The organism is Cryobacterium adonitolivorans (genome assembly GCF_004402695.1).
Lineage (GTDB): Bacteria > Actinomycetota > Actinomycetes > Actinomycetales > Microbacteriaceae > Cryobacterium > Cryobacterium adonitolivorans.
Genome location: NZ_SOFL01000002.1, coordinates 122,827 through 139,920, shown reverse-complemented (window position 1 = coordinate 139,920; position 17,094 = coordinate 122,827). Strand labels below are relative to the sequence as shown.

Genomic DNA, 17,094 nt, shown 5'->3' with positions numbered 1-17,094 from the left:
TCAGGTGCCGGGGAGGGTGCAGGTGTGCCCGTCCGCGTCGATGGGATGTCCACAGAGCGGGCAGATGGGCCGGCCGGCGCCCACCACCTCGCGGGTGCGGGTGGCGAACGCCCGTGCGGTGCCGACGGGCATCCGTACCAGCAGCATTTCGGCCGGTTCGATGACAGCGACGTCGAGCAGTTCGTCGTCGTCCTCGTCCACGAACGGGAAGGCCTCAAGGACGATCTGCACCGTCGTCGGGTCCCAGCCCAGGCTCATCGAGCCGGTGCGGAATTCCTCCTCGACGGGTTCCAGCGGGTCGTTGTCGACCAGTTCGATGGGGGTGACCGTGGGGATGCTGAACGGGTTGCCCTCGTAGGCGATCAGCTGGTCGAGGATCTCATCGATCTTCTCGGCGAGAAGAGCGGATTGTTGCTTCTCCAGGGCGATGCTGACGATCTGTGCGCCGGTGCGCACCTGCAGGTAGAAGGTACGGGAGCCGGGCAGACCGACGGTGCCGACGACGACCCGATCCGGCCAGGCGAACTCATGGACGATTGTAGGCATGCAGGTATTTTAGGCGCGCGATGCGTGCGGAGTCTGATGACCCGCGCCGCCGCCGACCGGAGCGTCCTCCGCTGGGGCGCTCGTCGCGAGCCAGGAGAGGTCCCCCGCGTCGGTATTGGTGGCGTGCACGGTCGGACGACTGGTGCCGTAGCGCACGATCGAGACGGATGCCGGACCAACGTTGATGCGTTGGAACAGGTCCAGGTGCATGCCGAGGGCGTCGGCCAGGATCGACTTGATGATGTCACCGTGACTCACCGCCACCCAGACGGCATTGGGGCCGTGCTCCGCTTCGAAGGCGGCGTCCAGGCGGCGGATCGCGGCGACCGACCGGGCCTGCATCGCCGCCATCGCCTCCCCGTTCGGGAAGGTGACGGCGGACGGTTGAGTCTGCACAACCGACCAGAGCTTCTCCGCCGACAGGTCCTTGAGGGTGCGGCCCTGCCAGTCGCCGTAGTCGCACTCGGAGAGCTCGTCCTCGATCGGCGTCAGCAGGGTGCCGGGCTGACGGTCGATGATGTGCTGCGCGGTTTCGCGGCAGCGTTCCAGGGGGCTGGAGACCACCCCGACCAGCGGCACCGCGGCCAGGCGCCCTCCCGTGACGGCGGCCTGGTCCCGCCCGGTCTGGTCGAGAAGAACGCCGGCGGTTCGCCCGGCCAGCAGGCCGGTCGCATTGGCGGTGGTGCGGCCGTGCCGCACGAGGAGAACTGTGGCCATGGCTACAGCCTAGACAGCCATCCGGGCCCCGAGTGATCGCACGCTTGTGGGGACTTCGTGAGGTTTCTGGGACGCAATAGCCCGCAAGCATCCTAGAAACCTCACTATCTCCTTGTTGGGGCCGTGGCGAGATGTAGGCCCTGGGCCATAGCTTGGAGGATTTCGGCCTCAACGCGTGGCCAGTCGAACAGGATTTGTCGGTAGTCATAGCGGAGAACCGTGTAGCCCAGCAGGGCGAGCCTCCGATCGTGAGAGATGTCCGCCCGCCGCTGCTCCGCTGTGGAGTGGAAGCTGAATCCATCGCTCTGCAGCACAAGCCGGTGCCCGATGAGCCCATCGACTCTGTGTCCTTCGAGCATGACCTGTTGGTTGACCCGGATGCCCATGGCCGCAAGCCGAGAGACAGGCAGCGTCTCCAGGCCAGAATCTGCGAGCCCCGACGAGGCCGCTCGCACGGCGCAGGCCGCGGCGCTGCGCAGGTGAAGCCTCGCGAGTGATGCCTCGGTCACAAGCTTCTTGTTCAAGGCGGAGTCCCAGACGACGAGAGCGTTCTCGAAGGGTTGGCACTCGGCGATGTGCACGAGCGCGTTCTCGATCGGTTCCACCAGAGCGAACCGGGCAACCGGGATCGGTCCGACACTCCAATGCACCCGCAGGGTGTCGGATGCCGGCACCGTGGCGTTTCTCGGCACGCTGACGTGGTTCATCCCGTCGGAGAGATGCCACAGCTCGAGTCGCCTGGCCGCGCTGAGGCACGCCACCCGCCCGCCGAGCGCCGCTGCGGCGCACAGATCGGATGGAGCCGTGGGCAGAGCCAGCCAATCGCGTCGGATCCGGGCACACTCACCGCCGGCGATGCGCTGCCTGATCGCGTAGCGGGTGAAGCCGGTGCGCGCGGCCTGCTGGGCGTGCGCAATGCCCCCGTGCTGGGCGAGCCAGATGCCAAGTTCCATGCGCCCAGTGTCATGGCCGGCATCCGCTCACTCACAGACACCGTACTCACCTGTTGAAACTCGCCCCGCCCGCGTCCCTGTGCAGAAACAGCACCTCGAAAACAGGACATAGTGAGATTACAAGGATGCGATTGGACACAGAGTCCCTATTTGCGGCCTCTATCGCAATAATCGTTCGAAGACCACAGGCGACTTAGTCGGTCACCCGGAACCCCGCCGCCAGCAGCACCTCGGCGCGAGACGACGGGCCCACGAGCAGCGAGAACTCCCCGGCTTCCACCACCCGGTTGCCGCGCGCATCCACCAGGCTGCAGTCGGCCACAGGTACCCCAATGGAAACCGTGACGGTCTCCCCCGGGGCGATGCTCACCTGAGTGAAGGCCTTGAGCTCCTTCTCGGCCCAGCTCACCGAGGTGACCCGGTCGCTCAGGTAAGCCTGCACCGTTTCCACGACCGGACGCTCACCACTGTTGTGCAATGTGATCTCGGCCCGAACGGTCTCGGTTCGGGTCAGCTCCTGCTGCCGAAGCCGCAGGTCGGAATACTCGACCTTCGTGTAGGAGAGGCCGTCGCCGAAGGCGTAGGCGGGGTCCTGGGTCAGGTCCGCATACCGGTCGCCGTGCTGCCCGCGGATCTGGTTGTAGAAAGTGGGCTGCTGGCCCGCGTGCCGGGCGAACGAGATCGGCAGCCGTCCGGATGGTTCGATCAGGCCCAGCGCCACCTCCGCGATGGCCCGGCCGCCCTGCATGCCGGGGCTGGCGACCCAGATCACCGCTGCCGCGTTCAGCGCCGATGCCGGCAACACCAGCGGCTTCGAGGCCATCAGCACCACGATCATCGGGGTGCCGGTCGCCGCCAGGGCATCCAGGAGCGCGATCTGGCCGCCCATCAGTTCGAGCGTTGCGGTGGACCGGCCCTCGCCGGCGAGTTCGATGCGGTCGCCGACCACGGCCACCACGTAGTCGGCGGCGCTCGCGACGGCCACGGCCTGGGCGATGAGGTCGGCATCGGGCTCGCAGGGAATGACCACCGGGGGTCGAGGCTGTCCGTCCGGGAAGGACTCCCCCTCGGGGTTCGGGGCCAGTCGCAGGATGTCTGCCCCGTGCGCCTGGCTGAGTTCCCACTCCGCGGGAAGCAACTCGCGCAGCCCGTCGAGCACCGTAGTGATCATCTGCCGCGGGTGGCCATCCGGCAGCCAACCGGCCTGGCCCGACGAGCCGGCCCAGTCGCCGAGCTGGGTTTGGGCGTCGTCGATCAGCGGACCGACCACGGCGACCTTCTTCGCCGCGGACCCGCCGATGGGCAACGGCAGGACACCGTCGTTACGCAGCAGCACCACCGAGCGGCGGGCGATCTGCAGGTTCAGGTCGGTGTGTGCGGCACTGGCAACGGCTGAGCGCTGCGCCTCCGCGTCGGGCAGCCGGGGGTTCTCGAACAGCCCCAGTTCGAACTTGAGGGTGAGGATGCGCGACACGGCCGCGTCCAGATCGGACTCGGCCAGCAGGCCCAGCTCGATGGCCTCGAGCGCGCCGGCGAAGAACCCCGGAGTGGTCATCACCATGTCGTTGCCGGCCTTCACGGCCGCGGCCGCGGCGTGGGCGTAGTCCGGTTGCACCTGCTGTTCCCAGACCATCCGGCCCACGTTGTCCCAGTCGGTGATCAGCGTGCCGGTGTACCCCCACTCGCCGCGGAGCACGTCGTTGAGCAGCCAGTCGTTCACGGTGATCGGCACACCGTCGATGGACTGGTAGCCGAGCATGAACGTGCGGCAGCCTTCTCTGGCCACCCGTTCGAACGGCGGCAGGAACCACGAGCTCAGCTTGCGCTGCGAGATGTCGGCCTCGCTGGCGTCCCGGCCGCCCTGGGTCTCCGAGTACCCGGCGAAGTGCTTGGCGGTGGCCAGGATGGCCGTCGGGTCGGTCAGTCCGTCGCCCTGGTAGCCGCGCACCATCGCCGAGGCCAGCTCGCCGATCAGATACGGGTCCTCGCCGAACGTCTCGCCGACGCGGCCCCAGCGCAGGTCGCGGGCGATGCAGAGAACCGGTGAGAAGGTCCAGTGGATGCCGGTCGACGCGACCTCGACCGCCGTGGCCCTAGCGACCCTTTCGATCAGTTCCGGGTCCCACGAGGCGGCCATTCCCAGTTGGGTGGGGAAGATCGTGGCACCGATCCAGAACGAGTGTCCGTGGATGCAGTCCTCCCCCACGATCAACGGAATCCGCAGCCGGGTCTGGGCGGTGAGGCCCTGCGCCTGGTTCAGCCGCTCCGGCGAGGCATGCAGGATCGAGCCCACGTGCTTGGCCAGCACGTGATCGTCGATGTCGTCCCGGGCATCCAACTGCATCATCTGCCCCACCTTCTCCTTCACTGTCATGCAGCCGAGCAAGTCGGCGACGCGGTCGCCGATGGGAATGGTCGGGTCGAGGTACGCGACGAACGGGGTGACGACTGCGCTCACGATGAATCTCCTACTGCTTGGTGCCGGCGTGGGTCACGCCTGGATCTGTTGAGGTGCTGGGGCGGGGGCGCACGGCCGTGGCGGTGTCCGAGAGCACGAAGCCCTTCTTGCGCATGGCACGGGCCCGCTCGCCAGCTGAACGCAGGCGAGGATTCACGTACTCGTCGATGCCGAAATTGATCAGCGACAGTGCCATGCCCAGCAGGGCGATGCACAGGCCGGCCGGCACGTACCACCACCAGAAATCGGGGAACGCCCCGTTCTGCTGGGCCCAGAACAGGATCGTTCCCCAGTTCAGGTTGGTGATCGGGATGACGCCGATGAACGCCAGGGTGGTGAGGCCCAGGACCGCGGCAATCACGGTGCCCACGAAACTCGACGCGATGATCGCCGTGAGGTTGGGCAGCATCTCCACCGCGATGATGCGGTACAGCGGCTCCCCGTTGGCGCGTGCGGCCTGGATGAAGTCGCGGTTGCGCAGCGACATGGTTTGGGCGCGCAACACCCGGCCACCCCAGGCCCAGCCGGTGATGGCGAGCACCGAGGAGATCAGCAGCAGGCTGGGGTTCTCATATTGTGAGGCGATGATGATGATCAGCGGCAGTCCGGGGATGACCAGGAACACATTGGTCAGGGCGGACAACGATTCGCTGCGCCAGCCGGTGACGTAACCGGCCGTCACCCCGATGGCGACGGCGATGACCGTGGCGATGACGCCGGCGGTGAAGCCGACCACCAGCACACCGCGGGTGCCGTAGATGATTTGGCTGAGCACATCCTCGCCCATGTGCGTGGTGCCCAGCCAGTGCACCCACGACGGTGGTTGCCGCAGGGCCGTGAAGTCCTTCTCGAGCGGGCCGTACGGGGCGATCCAGTCGCCGAAGATCGCAATCAGCACGAAGACGCCCAGGATGCTCAGCCCCGCGAGGGACTTGCCGTTGCGGAACATCGCGAAGGTCTGGCCCAGCCGGCTCAGGGCCGTGCGCTGGCGGGTGCGGCCGGGCAGAAGCGCGGGAACCGCTGTGGCTACGGGGTTCGGGAACGTCATGGCTCAGGCCTCCATCTGGCGGGTGCGCGGGTCGAGGATCGCGTAGGCGACATCGGCGAGGATGTTGGCGACGAGCACCGCCAGCGTGATCACGAGGAACAGCCCCTGCATCAGCGGGTAGTCCTTGGCCGTCGTCGCGTCCAGGAGCAATTTGCCGGCGCCCGGGTAGGAGAAGACGAGTTCCATCACCAGGGTGCCGCCCACGATGAAGCCGAGCGACATCGCGAAGCTCGACAACTGAGGCAGCGAGGCGTTGCGGGCGGCGTAGTTGACCAGCACGCGGGACGGTCGGAGCCCCTTGGCCTGCGCCACGGTGACGTAGTCCTCGTCGAGGACCGTGATCATCATGTTGCGCATGCCCAGGATCCAGCCGCCGAGCGACCCGATCACCAGCGTCAGCGCGGGCAGGAAGCCGTGCTGGATCACCTGGCCGGCGAACTCCAGCGTGAAGCTGGGTTGGGACCCCTTGTCGTAGGCGTGCGACGCGGGGAACCAGCCCAGGGTGGTGGAGAAGATCGCGATGGCGATCAGGCCCATCCAGAAGTACGGCACCGTGGAGAAGAAGGTTGCCACGGGAACGATCCCGTCCGCCCTGCTGCCGCGGCGCCAGCCGATGAACGCACCGATCGCGGTGCCGACCACGAACGAGACCACCGTGGCGATGCCGACCAGGCCGACGGTCCACGGGATGGCCGAGGCGATCACATCCGTCACCGGGGCGAGGCCCTTCGAGAACGAGCGGCCAAGGTCACCCGAGAACAGCAACTGCCAGTAGTCGATGTACTGCTCGAGCATGCTCTTGTTCGAGTCGAGCCCGAACAAGGTGCGAAGCGAGTCGATGGCCTCCGGGCTGATGCGACCCTGGTTCTTCTGCAGGTAGGCAGAGACCGGGTCGCCCTTCATCATGCGCGGCAGGAAGAAGTTGATCGTGATCGCGGCCCAGGCGGTGAAGGCGTAGAACGCGGTGCGGCGCAAGAAGAATCTCACGAGGTGGCTCCTGGAGTTGTCGGTGCCGCGAAGTGCTTCTCCGGGTCGGGAGAGGCATTGCGCAGCGCGAGGGTGTACGCGTGCTGCGGGTGCAGGATGACGTCATCGGCCTTGCCGTGCTCGACCACCGTGCCGTGGTGCAGCACCATGATCTCGTCGCTGAAGTGCCGGGCGGTGGCGAGGTCGTGGGTGATGTACAGCACGCCAAGGTTCGCTTCGCGCTGCAGTTCGGCGAGCAGGTTGAGCACCTCGAGCCGGATGGAGACGTCGAGCATGGAGACGGGCTCGTCGGCGATGAGCAGCTTGGGCCGGGACGCGAGGGCCCTGGCGATGGCCACCCGCTGGCGTTGGCCGCCGGAAAGTTCGTGCGGGCGCCGGTCGATGGTCTGCTCGGGTGAGAGCCGCACCCGGGTGAGAAGTCGGAAGACCTCTTCCTCGACCTGATCGGCGGGCACGACCTTGTCCAGCCGAAGCGGCCGCTCTATGTGGTGACGGATGGTGTGCGCCGGATTCAGGGACGCGAACGGGTCCTGGAACACCATCCGCACCGTCTGCCGGTAGCGCCGGAGCGGACGCCCCCAAGTGGGGATCGGGGTACCGTCGAGCAGCACCTGCCCGGAGCTGACCCGTTCGAGCTGGGTGAGGATCTTGGCGATGGTGGACTTGCCGCTGCCGCTCTGGCCGACCAGGGCGATGGTCTGCCCGGAGGTGAGGGTGAAGTTGACCTTGTCGAGGGCGAGTAGTTCGCCGGATCCCCGCACCCGGTACTTCTTCGAGACGTTTGTGAACTCGAGGGTGGTCATCAGATGCTCCCTGCTTCGACGGCGAGCGCGGGCTCGCCGGGTCGCCGCACGAAGCCGCCGCGTTCGCCGGTCAGGCTCGGGAAGGAGGCCAGCAGCCGACGGGTGTAGTCGTGGGTGGGGTTCTGGTAGAGGTTGCGAGCGGTGTCGATTTCCACGATGCGGCCTTCCCGCATCACCGCGATCCGGTCGGAGATCTCCAGGAGCAGCGGAAGGTCGTGGGTGATGAAGATCACCGAGAAGCCGAACTCCCGGCGCAGGTCGGAGATCTGCTCGATGATCTCCCGCTGCACGAGCACGTCCAGCGCGGTGGTGGGCTCGTCCATGATCATCAGCTGGGGTTTGAGGGCCAGCGCCATCGCGATCATCACCCGCTGCCGCATCCCGCCGGAGAGTTCGTGCGGGTAGGAGCGCAGCCGGCCGCTGCCGACACCGACGATGTCGAGCAACCGCCCGGCCTCCGCCCGCCGTTCGGTGCGCGACATCGCGGGTCGGTGGGTGGAGAAGACGTCTTGTAGCTGCGCGCCGATTGTGATGATCGGGTTGAGCGCGTTCATCGCGCCCTGGAAGACCATGGAGGCCTTCTCCCACCGGAAGGCGCGCATTTGGGTTTCGTCCATCGTGTTGATGTCGAAGTCCTCGCCGGATTCATCGTGGAAGACGGCGGAGCCGGAGGTGATCACGGCGGGCGGCTTGAGCAGCCGCTGGATGCCGTAGGCGAGTGTGGTCTTGCCGCAGCCGGATTCGCCGGCGAGACCGAGGATCTCGCCTCGGCGCACGGTGAGGGATACGTCTCGCACGGCCTCCACGGGTGGAGTCACGTCGTACGAAACACTGAACTGGGAGACCGTCAGGAGATCGTCGGTAGTCATGGATGGTTACGGCTCTTTCGTGGTGTGGAACGCCCGAGTGAGGCCACCGGGCGGAGGAAAAACTCCCCCGCCCGATGGAGTGCGAGATGCGGCCGGGTTACTCGGCGGCTTCGAGTTCGGTCAGGATCAGCACCGACGTCGGCTGGGTCGGGTCGGCCGGCGCGTACGGGTTGTCCTCGCCGGGCCAGCCGGTGTAGCTGCGCGTGTTGTAGGCGCCGATGAAGGGGCGGGTTCCCACGGGCATCGACGGCACCTCGTCTACGAAGATCTTCTGCACCGTCGCGAGTGCTGCGGCGCGAGTGGCGTCGTCAGCGGCGTTCGTGTACTCGCTCAGCGCCGCCGTGGCCTCCGGGCTGTCGAAGCGTCCGAAGTTGAAGTCGGCGCTCTCGCCCAGCGGCTTGAGCCACCGGCCGTCCATGATGTCGCTGTACAGGTCGTACGGGGTGGCGCCGGTGTCGGTCCAGTGCAGTATCGCCTGGAAGTCGCCGGTTCCCTTGGCTTCCCACCAGCTGTCGGAGTCCGGGGTGTTCACCGTCGCCTCGACGCCGAGGGTCTTGGCCGCGTCAGCGATGAGGCTGATGCCGGTCACGTAGTCATTCCAGCCCTGCGGCACCGAGAGGGCGAAGCTGACCGGTGCGCCGGACGGGTCGACGAGAACCTTCTCGCTCCAGGTGTAGCCGGCATCCGTCAAAATGCTCTTGGCGGCATCCAGGTCGACCTCGTATGACACGTTCTCGTACTCGGCGGAGATGTACGGGTCGCCAACGGGGGTCGGCAGGCCGGTGACGGAACTGACCACGGGCACGCTGCCTTCTCGGGCGATCTCGGCGTACTGATCACGGTCGATCACGAGGTTCATCGCCTGGCGGAAGGCGACGTCGTTGAACGGCTTGGTCTCGGTGTTGACGAACATCGTGTCGACGGCCAGTCCGGCGGCCGCCCAATAGACGTTGTGCTCCGGGTCCTTGTCCACGTACGCGGACTGCACGTTGGGGATGAAGGCCTGCGCCCAGTCGGCGTCGCCGTTGGCGAGGGCCGTGGTGAGGGCGGTGTTGTCGTTGTACGACACGTAAAAGAGGGTGGGCACGGCCAGTTCGCCGCCCCAGTAGTCGTCGCGGGCGGTCAGTTCCACACTCTGGGTGTCGAACTGGCTGAGCACGTACGGTCCGGTGCCCACCGGGTTCGGGTTCTCGAAGGTGGCGGGGTCGTCCACGCTCTCCCAGATGTGCTGGGGAACGATGAGCTTGTGCAGCACCTTGTCCTGCTTGGAGAACATCGAGCCCGCGAAGCTGACGGTCACGCTGGACCCGTCCAGGGCCACATCCGTGATGCCCAGGGCCGCGGTGTCCAGTTCGGGGTTGTCCTTGAACATGGTGAAGGTGAACGCGATGTCTTCGGCGGTGAAGTCCTCGCCGTCGTTCCAGGTCACGCCGTCGCGGGCGACGAGGGTCACTGCCTTGAAGTCGGCGGCCCAGGTGATCTCTGACGCGAGCCAGGGCTTCACCTCGTCGCTGGGACTGATGAGGTTGACGATGCCGAGCGGTTCCAGGATGGCGTTGATGTAGCCGAGCTTGTTCCCGGACGATTCACCGACCCACGGGTTGTTGGATTCGGTGGCAATCGCTCCGTCCGGCTTCGCGATCGTCAGTGACGCTCCGCTTTCGGGAGTGCTGCTGTTGTTGGCACCCGAGCAGCCCGTGACCGCGAACGCGGCCACCAGCCCCATGGCGACCAATGTGGTTTTCACCCTCATGAATCTCTCCTTCGAGATTAGGTGTCTGGCAGAGCTGCCGCGACACGGATAGCGCTGTGTGAATGCAAGAACCCAGGGCACCGGGAGTCCCCCGGCGGGCAACTTCTCGCCCTTGAGTTGGTAGCAGGTAAAACTTACCGCCTTGTCAGTAAGTATTCAAGAACTGATTTCCGCGGGGCGTGCAGTGCGTAGAATTCGGTACATCGACTCTGAGACGGCATAGGTGATGACCCGGATGGTTACGGCACGACGACAGTCACACCCCCGCCCGCAGACCCTCGCGCGCCGCCGGGAGATTCTGGAAGCCGCCGCCGAGATCTTCGGCAGCAAGGGCTACACCAACGGCACGCTCTCCGACATCGCCGAGCAGGTCAACATGACCCATCCGGGGATCCTGCATCACTTCGGCTCGAAGGATCAGCTCCTCATGGAGGTGTTGCTCTTCCGCGATGAAACCGACGTGCAGAACCTGGCCGGGCAGCACATCCCCGACGGCATCGAGTTCTTCCGACACCTGGTCACCACGGCCTTCACCAACGCTCAGCGAGCCGGCATTGTGCAGGCCTTCGTGGTGTTGTCGGCCGAATCGGTCACCGACGACCATCCCGCCCGCGAGTTCTTCATGGACCGGTACCGCACTCTCCGCGCGGAGGCACTGCACGCCTTCGAGGTGATGTGCGCGGAACGTGGCATCGTGCCACCAGAGACCATCGCCCTGGCGTCCGCCGCGGTCCTGGCGGTAATGGACGGACTCCAGGTTCAGTGGCTGCTGGATCCCACCAACGTCGACCTGGCCAAGGCGAGCGAATTCGCGATCGAGGCCATCGTCGCCTCGGTTCTCGAGCCGCGCGACCCGATTCTCGCCCATGACCTCCCGTGACCGGAGCCGTCGGCTTCAGTTGAGGCTGGCGGCCGGTGGCGTCTATCCGGAAACCGCGAACCCGCGTACGGTCGCTCCATGGCGAACCTCATTGAGAAATTAGCGGATTCGGTGCCTTCATGGGGCGCAAAGTTGGCGTACGGCGAGAAGACCACATTGGGCGGCCACGACCTCGTTCCCGTCGCGCTCGTCGGCTTTGGCTTCGGCGGCGGCGAGGGCACCAGCGAGATGCCCGACGGGGGCCTGGGTCCGGCGGGCATGGGTGTCGGTGAAGGGCGAGGCGGCGGTGGCGGTGGCTACGCGGTGCCAATCGGCGCCTACGTCGGCGGACCGGACGGCCTGGAGTTCCGACCCAACCGCATCGCCCTGATGGTGGTTGCCGTGCCCGTGATCACGGCCGTCGGGCTGGCGCTCGCGCAGATCATCCGCGCGTTCCGGGGCGCCGCCCCGAGCTGATCCGGTCTACGCCGGCGATTCACCGGGCACCACTCACGACCTCGCGATCTCCGCCTGCCCCGGCGCATCCATCGCTGGGCCCGGTCCGGGGCGTGCGCGGCCCTGCTACGCGGCCGGGTTCAGCGTCGCGACAGCGGCGGCGTAGCGTCCCTCAACCTCCGCGAACCGCAGGAATTTCACGGTGTCAACGAGGATCTCCCGGGCGTCGGGCTGGGCTTCGAGAAGGTCCATGACCTCGTCGGCGAAGGCGTCGAGCGGCATGAAGTGCTCGTTCACCGAATTACCCGCCATCAGTTCGGTCTGCACGGCCGGCGGCACGAGCTCGATGACTTGCACCGTGCTCCCCGCGAGCTGGAGCCGGATCGTCTCGCTGTACTGGTGGATGAACGCCTTCGTGCCGTTGTAGGTCGGGGTGTGCATCAGCGGGGTGTGCGCCAGACCCGATGACACGGTCATCAGGGTGGCGTCGGGGCGGGTCTGCAGGTGCTCGATGAATGCCGCGACCAGCCGCAGCGGTCCATTGATGTTGGTCTCGACGATGCGTTCGGCTTCGGCCAGGAAGCCGGCCCCGCGCACATCCTCGCCGTTCATGACCCCGGCCATGGCGATGAGCACGTTCAGGTCGACGTGCTCGGCCAGAACCTGGTCGCGAGCGGCCAGGACGGAGGCGGGGTCGGTGGTGTCGATGGTGACGGTCGACAGACCGTGCTCGGCAGCGAGGCGCTGCAACACGTCGGCGCGGCGCCCGCCGATCACGACGGTGTTGCCGGCGGCCTGCAGTCGCAGGGCCAGGGCGAGTCCGATGCCCGACGTGGCGCCGGGGATGAAAATGGTGTTTCCGGTGATATTCATGATTCGAGTGTGCAGGGCGGCGACCGGATGTGGGAGAGGAGCCGTTGTCGTAGGACTGCCGGTCCCTGGAGAGCGGCGCGTCGGTGGCGGATGATGGAGGCATGGACCAAGCTGCCCTCGCCGATTTTCTCCGCTCCCGCCGGAGCGGGCTCCGCCCTGAGGACGTCGGCCTTCCCGCGGGACCGCGACGCTTGGTGCCCGGGTTACGCCGCGAGGAGGTCGCCGCGCTGGCCGGGATGTCCGCGGACTACTACGTGCGGATGGAGCAGGCCCGCAGCCCGCAACCATCCGAGCAGATGCTGGGGGCGCTGGCCCGGGCGCTGCGCCTGAGCAACGACGAGCGTGACTACCTGTACCGCCTCGCCGGCCACAACGTGCCCGCGCGCACCCCGCTGGACACGCACGTTGCCCCCTCGCTGATGCGGGTCTTCGACCGGCTCGAGGAGACCCCGGCGCTGATCCTCTCCAGCCTCGGCGAGACGCTGGCGCAGAACTGGCTGGGCGCGGCGCTGCTCGGCGACCACTCCAGGTACACCGGGCCGGCCCGCAGCAGCGTGTACCGGTGGTTCATCGACCCCGCCGAGCGGGAGATCTACCCGCTGGCCGACCGGCCGCGGCACAGCCGTGCCCAGGTGGCCGGCCTCCGAGCGGCCGTCGGAGCGGCGGGTTAACGCTCCCGTGCGGGTGCCCTGGTGCGGGAGCTGAGCCGGGTGAGCACAGAGTTCACCGAGATCTGGGAGCTGCAGGATGTGGCCACCCGGTTCGAGGACCACAAGACCCTGATCCATCCCGAACTGGGGGCGATCGAACTGGACTGCCAGACCCTGTACACCGAAGACCAGGGTCAGGCATTGCTCATCCTCACCGCGGCGCCGCGGAGCGAGGCCGCGGAAAAGCTGGCGCTCCTGGCCGTGCTCGGTCACCAGCGATTCGCGCCGGCGCCCCTGACCAACGGCCCACCCGCCGAGTAGTGGCTTTTCGCGAGCTCGTCGGTGCTCACTGCACCCCGTGTGGCCCAGCGCGCCCGGTATAGCTGGCGCATCCGACCATACGAGGTGCAGCGACGCTCGCCACCGACGCCAACCCGCGTCAGCCAGTGTCGAAACCTCATCACCGCGTGTATTTTCATCGCTAACGGGAGGCTCGGTCCAGTCGTGAGGTAAGAGCGGAAGCACAGGGTTTCAGGCGACATTGTCCGAGGTTGCGCCAAGCAGACCGCGACTGGTCCCGCCCGCCGCCGAGTGTCCCGTTGCGCCCCTCGTCGTAGGCTGGATCCCATACCTGAGGGACGGGAGGCCACGATGGCCCAGACGATACTGGACGGCACGACGGTTGCCGAAGTGATGGCCGAGCTGGCCGCGCTCGAGGATCCGCAGATCCGCGCGGTGAACGCCAATCACGGTGACGACCACGGTGTGAATCTCACGAAGTTACGCGCGGTCGCCAAGCGGCTCAAGACCCAACAGGAGCTTGCCCGCGAGCTGTGGGTGACCGGGGACACCGCGGCACGCCTACTCGCGTTGCTGATCTGCCGCCCGAAGGCGTTCGAGAGTGATGAATTGGATGCCATGCTGCGCGAGGCGGGTACGCCCAAGGTGCAGGACTGGCTCGTGAACTACGTGGTGAAGAAGAGTCCGCACGTGGAGGAACTGCGGGTGGCCTGGTTCGCCGACTCGGACCCGGTGGTCGCGAGCGCCGGTTGGGCGCTGACCACCGACCGCGTGGCGAAGAAACCCGACGGACTCGACCTCCCCGGGCTGCTGGACATCATCGAGGCCGAGATGAAAGATGCCCCGAAGCGCTTGCAGTGGGCGATGAACCACTGCCTGGCCCAGATCGGGATCGAGCATCGCGAGTATCGCGCTCGTGCCCTCGCCATCGGCGAGCGCCTGGAGGTGCTCAAGGACTACCCGACTCCCCCGGGCTGCACGTCGCCGTTCGCGCCCATCTGGATCACCGAGATGGTGAGCCGCCAGCAGCCGAAGTGACCTCGCGTCGGTGAGGCCCGGTCGGGTGCAGCGGGGTCACCCCACCAGCGGTGCAGCAATTCGGACCGCCGTGACCACGTCGAGGATGGCCTGAGTCGTCACGGCGGCATCGTCTTCGTCCGAGATCAGGGACGGGTGGATCGCACCGTCGACGACGCGGTGTGCGCTGTTCGTCGACAGGGCGGCCATGGCCTCCTGCTTTGCGGGCCCGTCGGGAGCACTTCAGCCGAGATCGGGGCGGGGCGGGCGGTCCTTACCTCAGGGGGCGGTGGTCACGATGAACTCGATTCCATGCACTGCTGGCGTGGCGCGAACGCAGCTGCTCTGCACGCACGGCACCTGCCGTCACCTGGAAGCTACCACCACAGCTGAGCCGTGGGACTGGATTCCGGGCGCTCAGCGTCGCAGGCGGGACACGAAAGGAGTCATCGGCCGCTCCGCCCTGCAAACAACGCGTGCAACAGCGGGATGACCGACCCGATCATCAGTACCGCGCCGAGCACAGCATCGTCCGCGCGGAGAACCGCGCCGGCAATGAGCATGGCACCGAACAGGACCGCCGACACGACTCTTCCTGCGGTGCGCTCCAACCGGGCGACCCGCCGCTCGAGGCCCGGGTTCGCGACCGCCACAGTGCCGTCTTCGAGGCGACTGACAAGCCCGTCCAGCCGCTTCGGCAGCCCCCAGGCGATGCCGGCGTTCTCAAGTGCTTGCTTCCCGAGGTCCTGCGCCACGTTGCCGCGCTCGTCGCGCAGGAGTTGCGACGCGTAGGGCTCGATGGAGTCCCAGAGATTGAATGCGGGATCCAACGAGCTGCAGACCCCGGAGGTGAGCGACATCGCCCGGATGATGAGCAGGAAGTTCTCCGGCAGCTGGAACGGCAGTGAGCGCACCACATCGCCGAACTGCTCAGCGAAGTCGCGGAACTCCCGGGGGTCCACCTCGCGCAACTCGGCGAAGCCCATGCCGCCGAATCGGGCGAAGAGCTGCGTCATCGCCCTCTCCAGCTCGCTCGTGTCAGAGGAGGGAAGCAGCACTCCCACATCGCGCGCCGCGTCCACGAGGCCCGTGCCGTCCCGCGAGGCGGCAGCGATCAGCATCTTCCGCAGACCGCGGCGGGTGCTTGTCGGAACCTCACCCATCATGCCGAAGTCGATGAATGTCAGTCTCCACCCGCGGCCGCTCGGATCGTCGGCGAGCGGGGTGACGAAGATGTTGCCCGGGTGCGGATCGGCGTGGAAGAAGCCCTTGGTGAACAACTGGTCGAACATCACGGCGGCAAAGACCGGGGCCACCTGCCCGGGATCGATGCCTGCCGCGCCCAGCGCATCCGCATCGGTGATCTTGATCGCCGTCACGTCTTCGAGGGTGAGGACGCGCCTGGTGGTGCGCTCCCAGACGATTTCGGGCACGCTCACCCGCTCGTCGTCGGCGAAGTCCTCCGCGAAGCGCACCGCGCTCGCGGCCTCGTGCAGATAGTCGATCTCCTCGAGGCAGGTCTGCGCGAACTCCTCGACCAGCGCCGGCGCATCCACCCGATCGGACACGAGCCGCACGTGGCTGAGCCATCCGCTCACCCTGCGCAACGCCGCCAGGTCGACGTCGACGATCGCATCGATGCCGGGCCGTTGAACCTTGATCACGACGCCGTGCAGCCCGGTATCGGCGGCATCGAGCGGGGCGAGCCGTGCTCGATGGGCCTGACCGAGGGATGCCGCCGCAACCGGCGTCTCGTCGACCGACGCGAAGGCCCGCTCCAGCGGCATTCCCAGCTCGGCCTCGGCGAGCGCCCGGATCGCCCTGAAGGCAACCGGCGGCACCTCGTCCTGCAGCCCCTCGAGTTCGGACGTGATCTCGGGTGGCAGCACATCGAGGCGCGACGACAGGAACTGGCCGACCTTGATCATCAGCCCGCCCAGCTCCACGGCGAGCACGTGGAAGCGCTGCGCGAAACGGCGCATCCGCTTCGCGCGGGTGCGCTCCGCGACCCTCGTGAGCCCGATGCGCGGCAGGAGCAGCTCGTAAAACCACGTGACGGCGAGGTTCCAGCCGGCGAATCGCAGGATCCGGCGGTACCGCGCACGGGTGTCCCCAGCGCCGGGGTTCACGCGCATTCGGCTCCGGCGACCCGGCGTCACCCTCTAGTCCTGGGCGAGGATCGAGTAAATCCGGCGACGTGCCTCGTCGATAGCCGCTACGGCCTGCTGGATCTGCTCCGGGGTGCCGGTGCGGCCGACCTGGGTGGCTGCCTGCGCGAGCTCGAATCCGGCCTTGGGCAGAGCCGTGAATCCGGGGTCGTCCGCCGTGCTTTCAGGCGACCATGGCGCCGACTCCCCGGAACTGGCGGCCTCGGTGCGGCCCGCGTCGGTCAGTGAATAGGTCTTGCGGCCGTTCGACTCTTCGGCGCTGATGAGCCCCTCGTCGGCCAACAGCTGCAGCGTCGGGTAGACCGAGCCGGCGCTGGGCTTCCAGGTGCCGCCGCTGCGCTCTTCGATCTCGTGGATGATCTGGTAGCCGTGCATCGGCTGCTCCGCGAGCAGGGCGAGCACCGCCGCTCGCACGTCTCCGCGCCCCATGCGGGTGCCTGCGCGCTTTTCGAAGCGTGAACGCAACTGGTCCATCGCTTGCCACATGCCCTCGGCATGACCGCCGCCGAACCCGCCGGCCGGGAATGAACTACCCATGATGACCTCCTCAGTGAATCGCTAACGATACTCAACGATATAGTCCGGCGCGGCCAATCGAAAGAGATCACGGGGTCCGAGACTCGACTCTCAGCGAACT

The 17,094-nt window shown here is 67.1% G+C and carries 16 protein-coding genes and 1 pseudogene; 4 read left to right on the top strand and 13 right to left on the bottom strand.

What is annotated here, in order from left to right:
• The 9 genes from E3O42_RS00900 to E3O42_RS00860 all read right to left on the bottom strand — a co-directional run bounded on the left by E3O42_RS00900 (position 1) and on the right by E3O42_RS00860 (position 10,134).
• Positions 1-546, bottom strand: coding sequence for a DUF3090 domain-containing protein (locus E3O42_RS00900; protein ID WP_134452055.1), 546 nt, complete (start codon positions 544-546; stop codon positions 1-3).
• A gap of 9 nt (positions 547-555) precedes the next feature.
• On the bottom strand, positions 556-1,263 hold the full coding sequence (locus E3O42_RS00895; RefSeq protein WP_134452054.1) for a histidine phosphatase family protein: 708 nt from the start codon (positions 1,261-1,263) through the stop codon (positions 556-558).
• A 104-nt stretch (positions 1,264-1,367) separates the two neighbouring features.
• Positions 1,368-2,216: an endonuclease domain-containing protein gene (locus E3O42_RS00890; protein WP_134452053.1), complete on the bottom strand. Its 849-nt coding sequence runs from the start codon at positions 2,214-2,216 to the stop codon at positions 1,368-1,370.
• Positions 2,217-2,409: 193 nt separating this feature from the next.
• A complete protein-coding gene (locus E3O42_RS00885; RefSeq protein ID WP_241984544.1) occupies positions 2,410-4,674 on the bottom strand; it encodes an exo-beta-d-1,3/1,6-glucosidase in 2,265 nt (754 codons plus the stop codon).
• Positions 4,675-4,684: 10 nt separating this feature from the next.
• Positions 4,685-5,722: an ABC transporter permease gene (locus tag E3O42_RS00880; RefSeq protein ID WP_134452052.1), complete on the bottom strand. Its 1,038-nt coding sequence runs from the start codon at positions 5,720-5,722 to the stop codon at positions 4,685-4,687.
• 3 nt (positions 5,723-5,725) lie between these two features.
• Complete coding sequence (locus E3O42_RS00875; RefSeq protein ID WP_241984543.1) at positions 5,726-6,709, bottom strand: ABC transporter permease; 984 nt, start codon at positions 6,707-6,709, stop codon at positions 5,726-5,728.
• Positions 6,706-7,512 (bottom strand): ABC transporter ATP-binding protein, encoded by an 807-nt coding sequence (locus E3O42_RS00870; RefSeq protein WP_134452051.1) that lies wholly within the window; start codon positions 7,510-7,512, stop codon positions 6,706-6,708. The genes E3O42_RS00875 and E3O42_RS00870 overlap by 4 nt, the downstream gene beginning before the upstream one ends.
• On the bottom strand, positions 7,512-8,381 hold the full coding sequence (locus E3O42_RS00865; protein ID WP_134452050.1) for an ABC transporter ATP-binding protein: 870 nt from the start codon (positions 8,379-8,381) through the stop codon (positions 7,512-7,514). The genes E3O42_RS00870 and E3O42_RS00865 overlap by 1 nt, the downstream gene beginning before the upstream one ends.
• A gap of 97 nt (positions 8,382-8,478) precedes the next feature.
• Positions 8,479-10,134 (bottom strand): ABC transporter substrate-binding protein, encoded by a 1,656-nt coding sequence (locus tag E3O42_RS00860; RefSeq protein ID WP_134452049.1) that lies wholly within the window; start codon positions 10,132-10,134, stop codon positions 8,479-8,481.
• A 235-nt stretch (positions 10,135-10,369) separates the two neighbouring features.
• Between E3O42_RS00860 and E3O42_RS00855 the strand changes: the two genes are divergently transcribed.
• Together E3O42_RS00855 and E3O42_RS00850 are read left to right on the top strand one after the other, a co-directional pair.
• Entirely contained in the window at positions 10,370-11,014 is a 645-nt protein-coding gene (locus E3O42_RS00855) for a TetR/AcrR family transcriptional regulator (RefSeq protein ID WP_134452048.1), read from the top strand.
• Between the two features lie 78 nt (positions 11,015-11,092).
• Positions 11,093-11,470 carry a hypothetical protein gene (locus E3O42_RS00850; protein ID WP_134452047.1) on the top strand — a complete coding sequence of 126 codons (378 nt, stop codon included), beginning with the start codon at positions 11,093-11,095 and terminating at the stop codon, positions 11,468-11,470.
• Positions 11,471-11,575: 105 nt separating this feature from the next.
• On the opposite strand, the gene E3O42_RS00845 is transcribed toward E3O42_RS00850, so the two are convergent.
• Positions 11,576-12,322: an SDR family oxidoreductase gene (locus tag E3O42_RS00845; RefSeq protein WP_134452046.1), complete on the bottom strand. Its 747-nt coding sequence runs from the start codon at positions 12,320-12,322 to the stop codon at positions 11,576-11,578.
• A gap of 101 nt (positions 12,323-12,423) precedes the next feature.
• On the opposite strand from E3O42_RS00845, the pseudogene E3O42_RS00840 reads away from it, so the two are divergent.
• Together E3O42_RS00840 and E3O42_RS00835 are read left to right on the top strand one after the other, a co-directional pair.
• Positions 12,424-13,293: pseudogene (locus E3O42_RS00840) on the top strand (helix-turn-helix transcriptional regulator).
• Between the two features lie 330 nt (positions 13,294-13,623).
• Complete coding sequence (locus E3O42_RS00835) at positions 13,624-14,310, top strand: DNA alkylation repair protein (RefSeq protein ID WP_134452045.1); 687 nt, start codon at positions 13,624-13,626, stop codon at positions 14,308-14,310.
• A 36-nt stretch (positions 14,311-14,346) separates the two neighbouring features.
• On the opposite strand, the gene E3O42_RS17845 is transcribed toward E3O42_RS00835, so the two are convergent.
• From E3O42_RS17845 to E3O42_RS00825, 3 genes are all read right to left on the bottom strand, one after another.
• Positions 14,347-14,499: a hypothetical protein gene (locus E3O42_RS17845; RefSeq protein WP_166787849.1), complete on the bottom strand. Its 153-nt coding sequence runs from the start codon at positions 14,497-14,499 to the stop codon at positions 14,347-14,349.
• A 236-nt stretch (positions 14,500-14,735) separates the two neighbouring features.
• The gene (locus E3O42_RS00830; RefSeq protein ID WP_134452044.1) at positions 14,736-16,424 is read right to left on the bottom strand and encodes an ABC1 kinase family protein; all 1,689 of its coding nucleotides are present in this window, start codon (positions 16,422-16,424) and stop codon (positions 14,736-14,738) included.
• Between the two features lie 27 nt (positions 16,425-16,451).
• Complete coding sequence (locus E3O42_RS00825; protein WP_134452043.1) at positions 16,452-16,994, bottom strand: PadR family transcriptional regulator; 543 nt, start codon at positions 16,992-16,994, stop codon at positions 16,452-16,454.
• Positions 16,995-17,094: the final 100 nt, after the last annotated feature.

What these genes read in the sequence shown, in the direction of transcription:
- E3O42_RS00900 (WP_134452055.1), bottom strand. Translation starts at nt 546, where the DNA reads ATGCCTACAATCGTCCATGAGTTCGCCTGGCCGGATCGGGTCGTCGTC.
- E3O42_RS00895 (WP_134452054.1), bottom strand. Translation starts at nt 1,263, where the DNA reads ATGGCCACAGTTCTCCTCGTGCGGCACGGCCGCACCACCGCCAATGCG.
- E3O42_RS00890 (WP_134452053.1), bottom strand. Translation starts at nt 2,216, where the DNA reads ATGGAACTTGGCATCTGGCTCGCCCAGCACGGGGGCATTGCGCACGCC.
- E3O42_RS00880 (WP_134452052.1), bottom strand. Translation starts at nt 5,722, where the DNA reads ATGACGTTCCCGAACCCCGTAGCCACAGCGGTTCCCGCGCTTCTGCCC.
- E3O42_RS00870 (WP_134452051.1), bottom strand. Translation starts at nt 7,512, where the DNA reads ATGACCACCCTCGAGTTCACAAACGTCTCGAAGAAGTACCGGGTGCGG.
- E3O42_RS00865 (WP_134452050.1), bottom strand. Translation starts at nt 8,381, where the DNA reads ATGACTACCGACGATCTCCTGACGGTCTCCCAGTTCAGTGTTTCGTAC.
- E3O42_RS00860 (WP_134452049.1), bottom strand. Translation starts at nt 10,134, where the DNA reads ATGAGGGTGAAAACCACATTGGTCGCCATGGGGCTGGTGGCCGCGTTC.
- E3O42_RS00855 (WP_134452048.1), top strand. Translation starts at nt 10,370, where the DNA reads ATGGTTACGGCACGACGACAGTCACACCCCCGCCCGCAGACCCTCGCG.
- E3O42_RS00850 (WP_134452047.1), top strand. Translation starts at nt 11,093, where the DNA reads ATGGCGAACCTCATTGAGAAATTAGCGGATTCGGTGCCTTCATGGGGC.
- E3O42_RS00845 (WP_134452046.1), bottom strand. Translation starts at nt 12,322, where the DNA reads ATGAATATCACCGGAAACACCATTTTCATCCCCGGCGCCACGTCGGGC.
- E3O42_RS00835 (WP_134452045.1), top strand. Translation starts at nt 13,624, where the DNA reads ATGGCCCAGACGATACTGGACGGCACGACGGTTGCCGAAGTGATGGCC.
- E3O42_RS17845 (WP_166787849.1), bottom strand. Translation starts at nt 14,499, where the DNA reads ATGGCCGCCCTGTCGACGAACAGCGCACACCGCGTCGTCGACGGTGCG.
- E3O42_RS00830 (WP_134452044.1), bottom strand. Translation starts at nt 16,424, where the DNA reads ATGCGCGTGAACCCCGGCGCTGGGGACACCCGTGCGCGGTACCGCCGG.
- E3O42_RS00825 (WP_134452043.1), bottom strand. Translation starts at nt 16,994, where the DNA reads ATGGGTAGTTCATTCCCGGCCGGCGGGTTCGGCGGCGGTCATGCCGAG.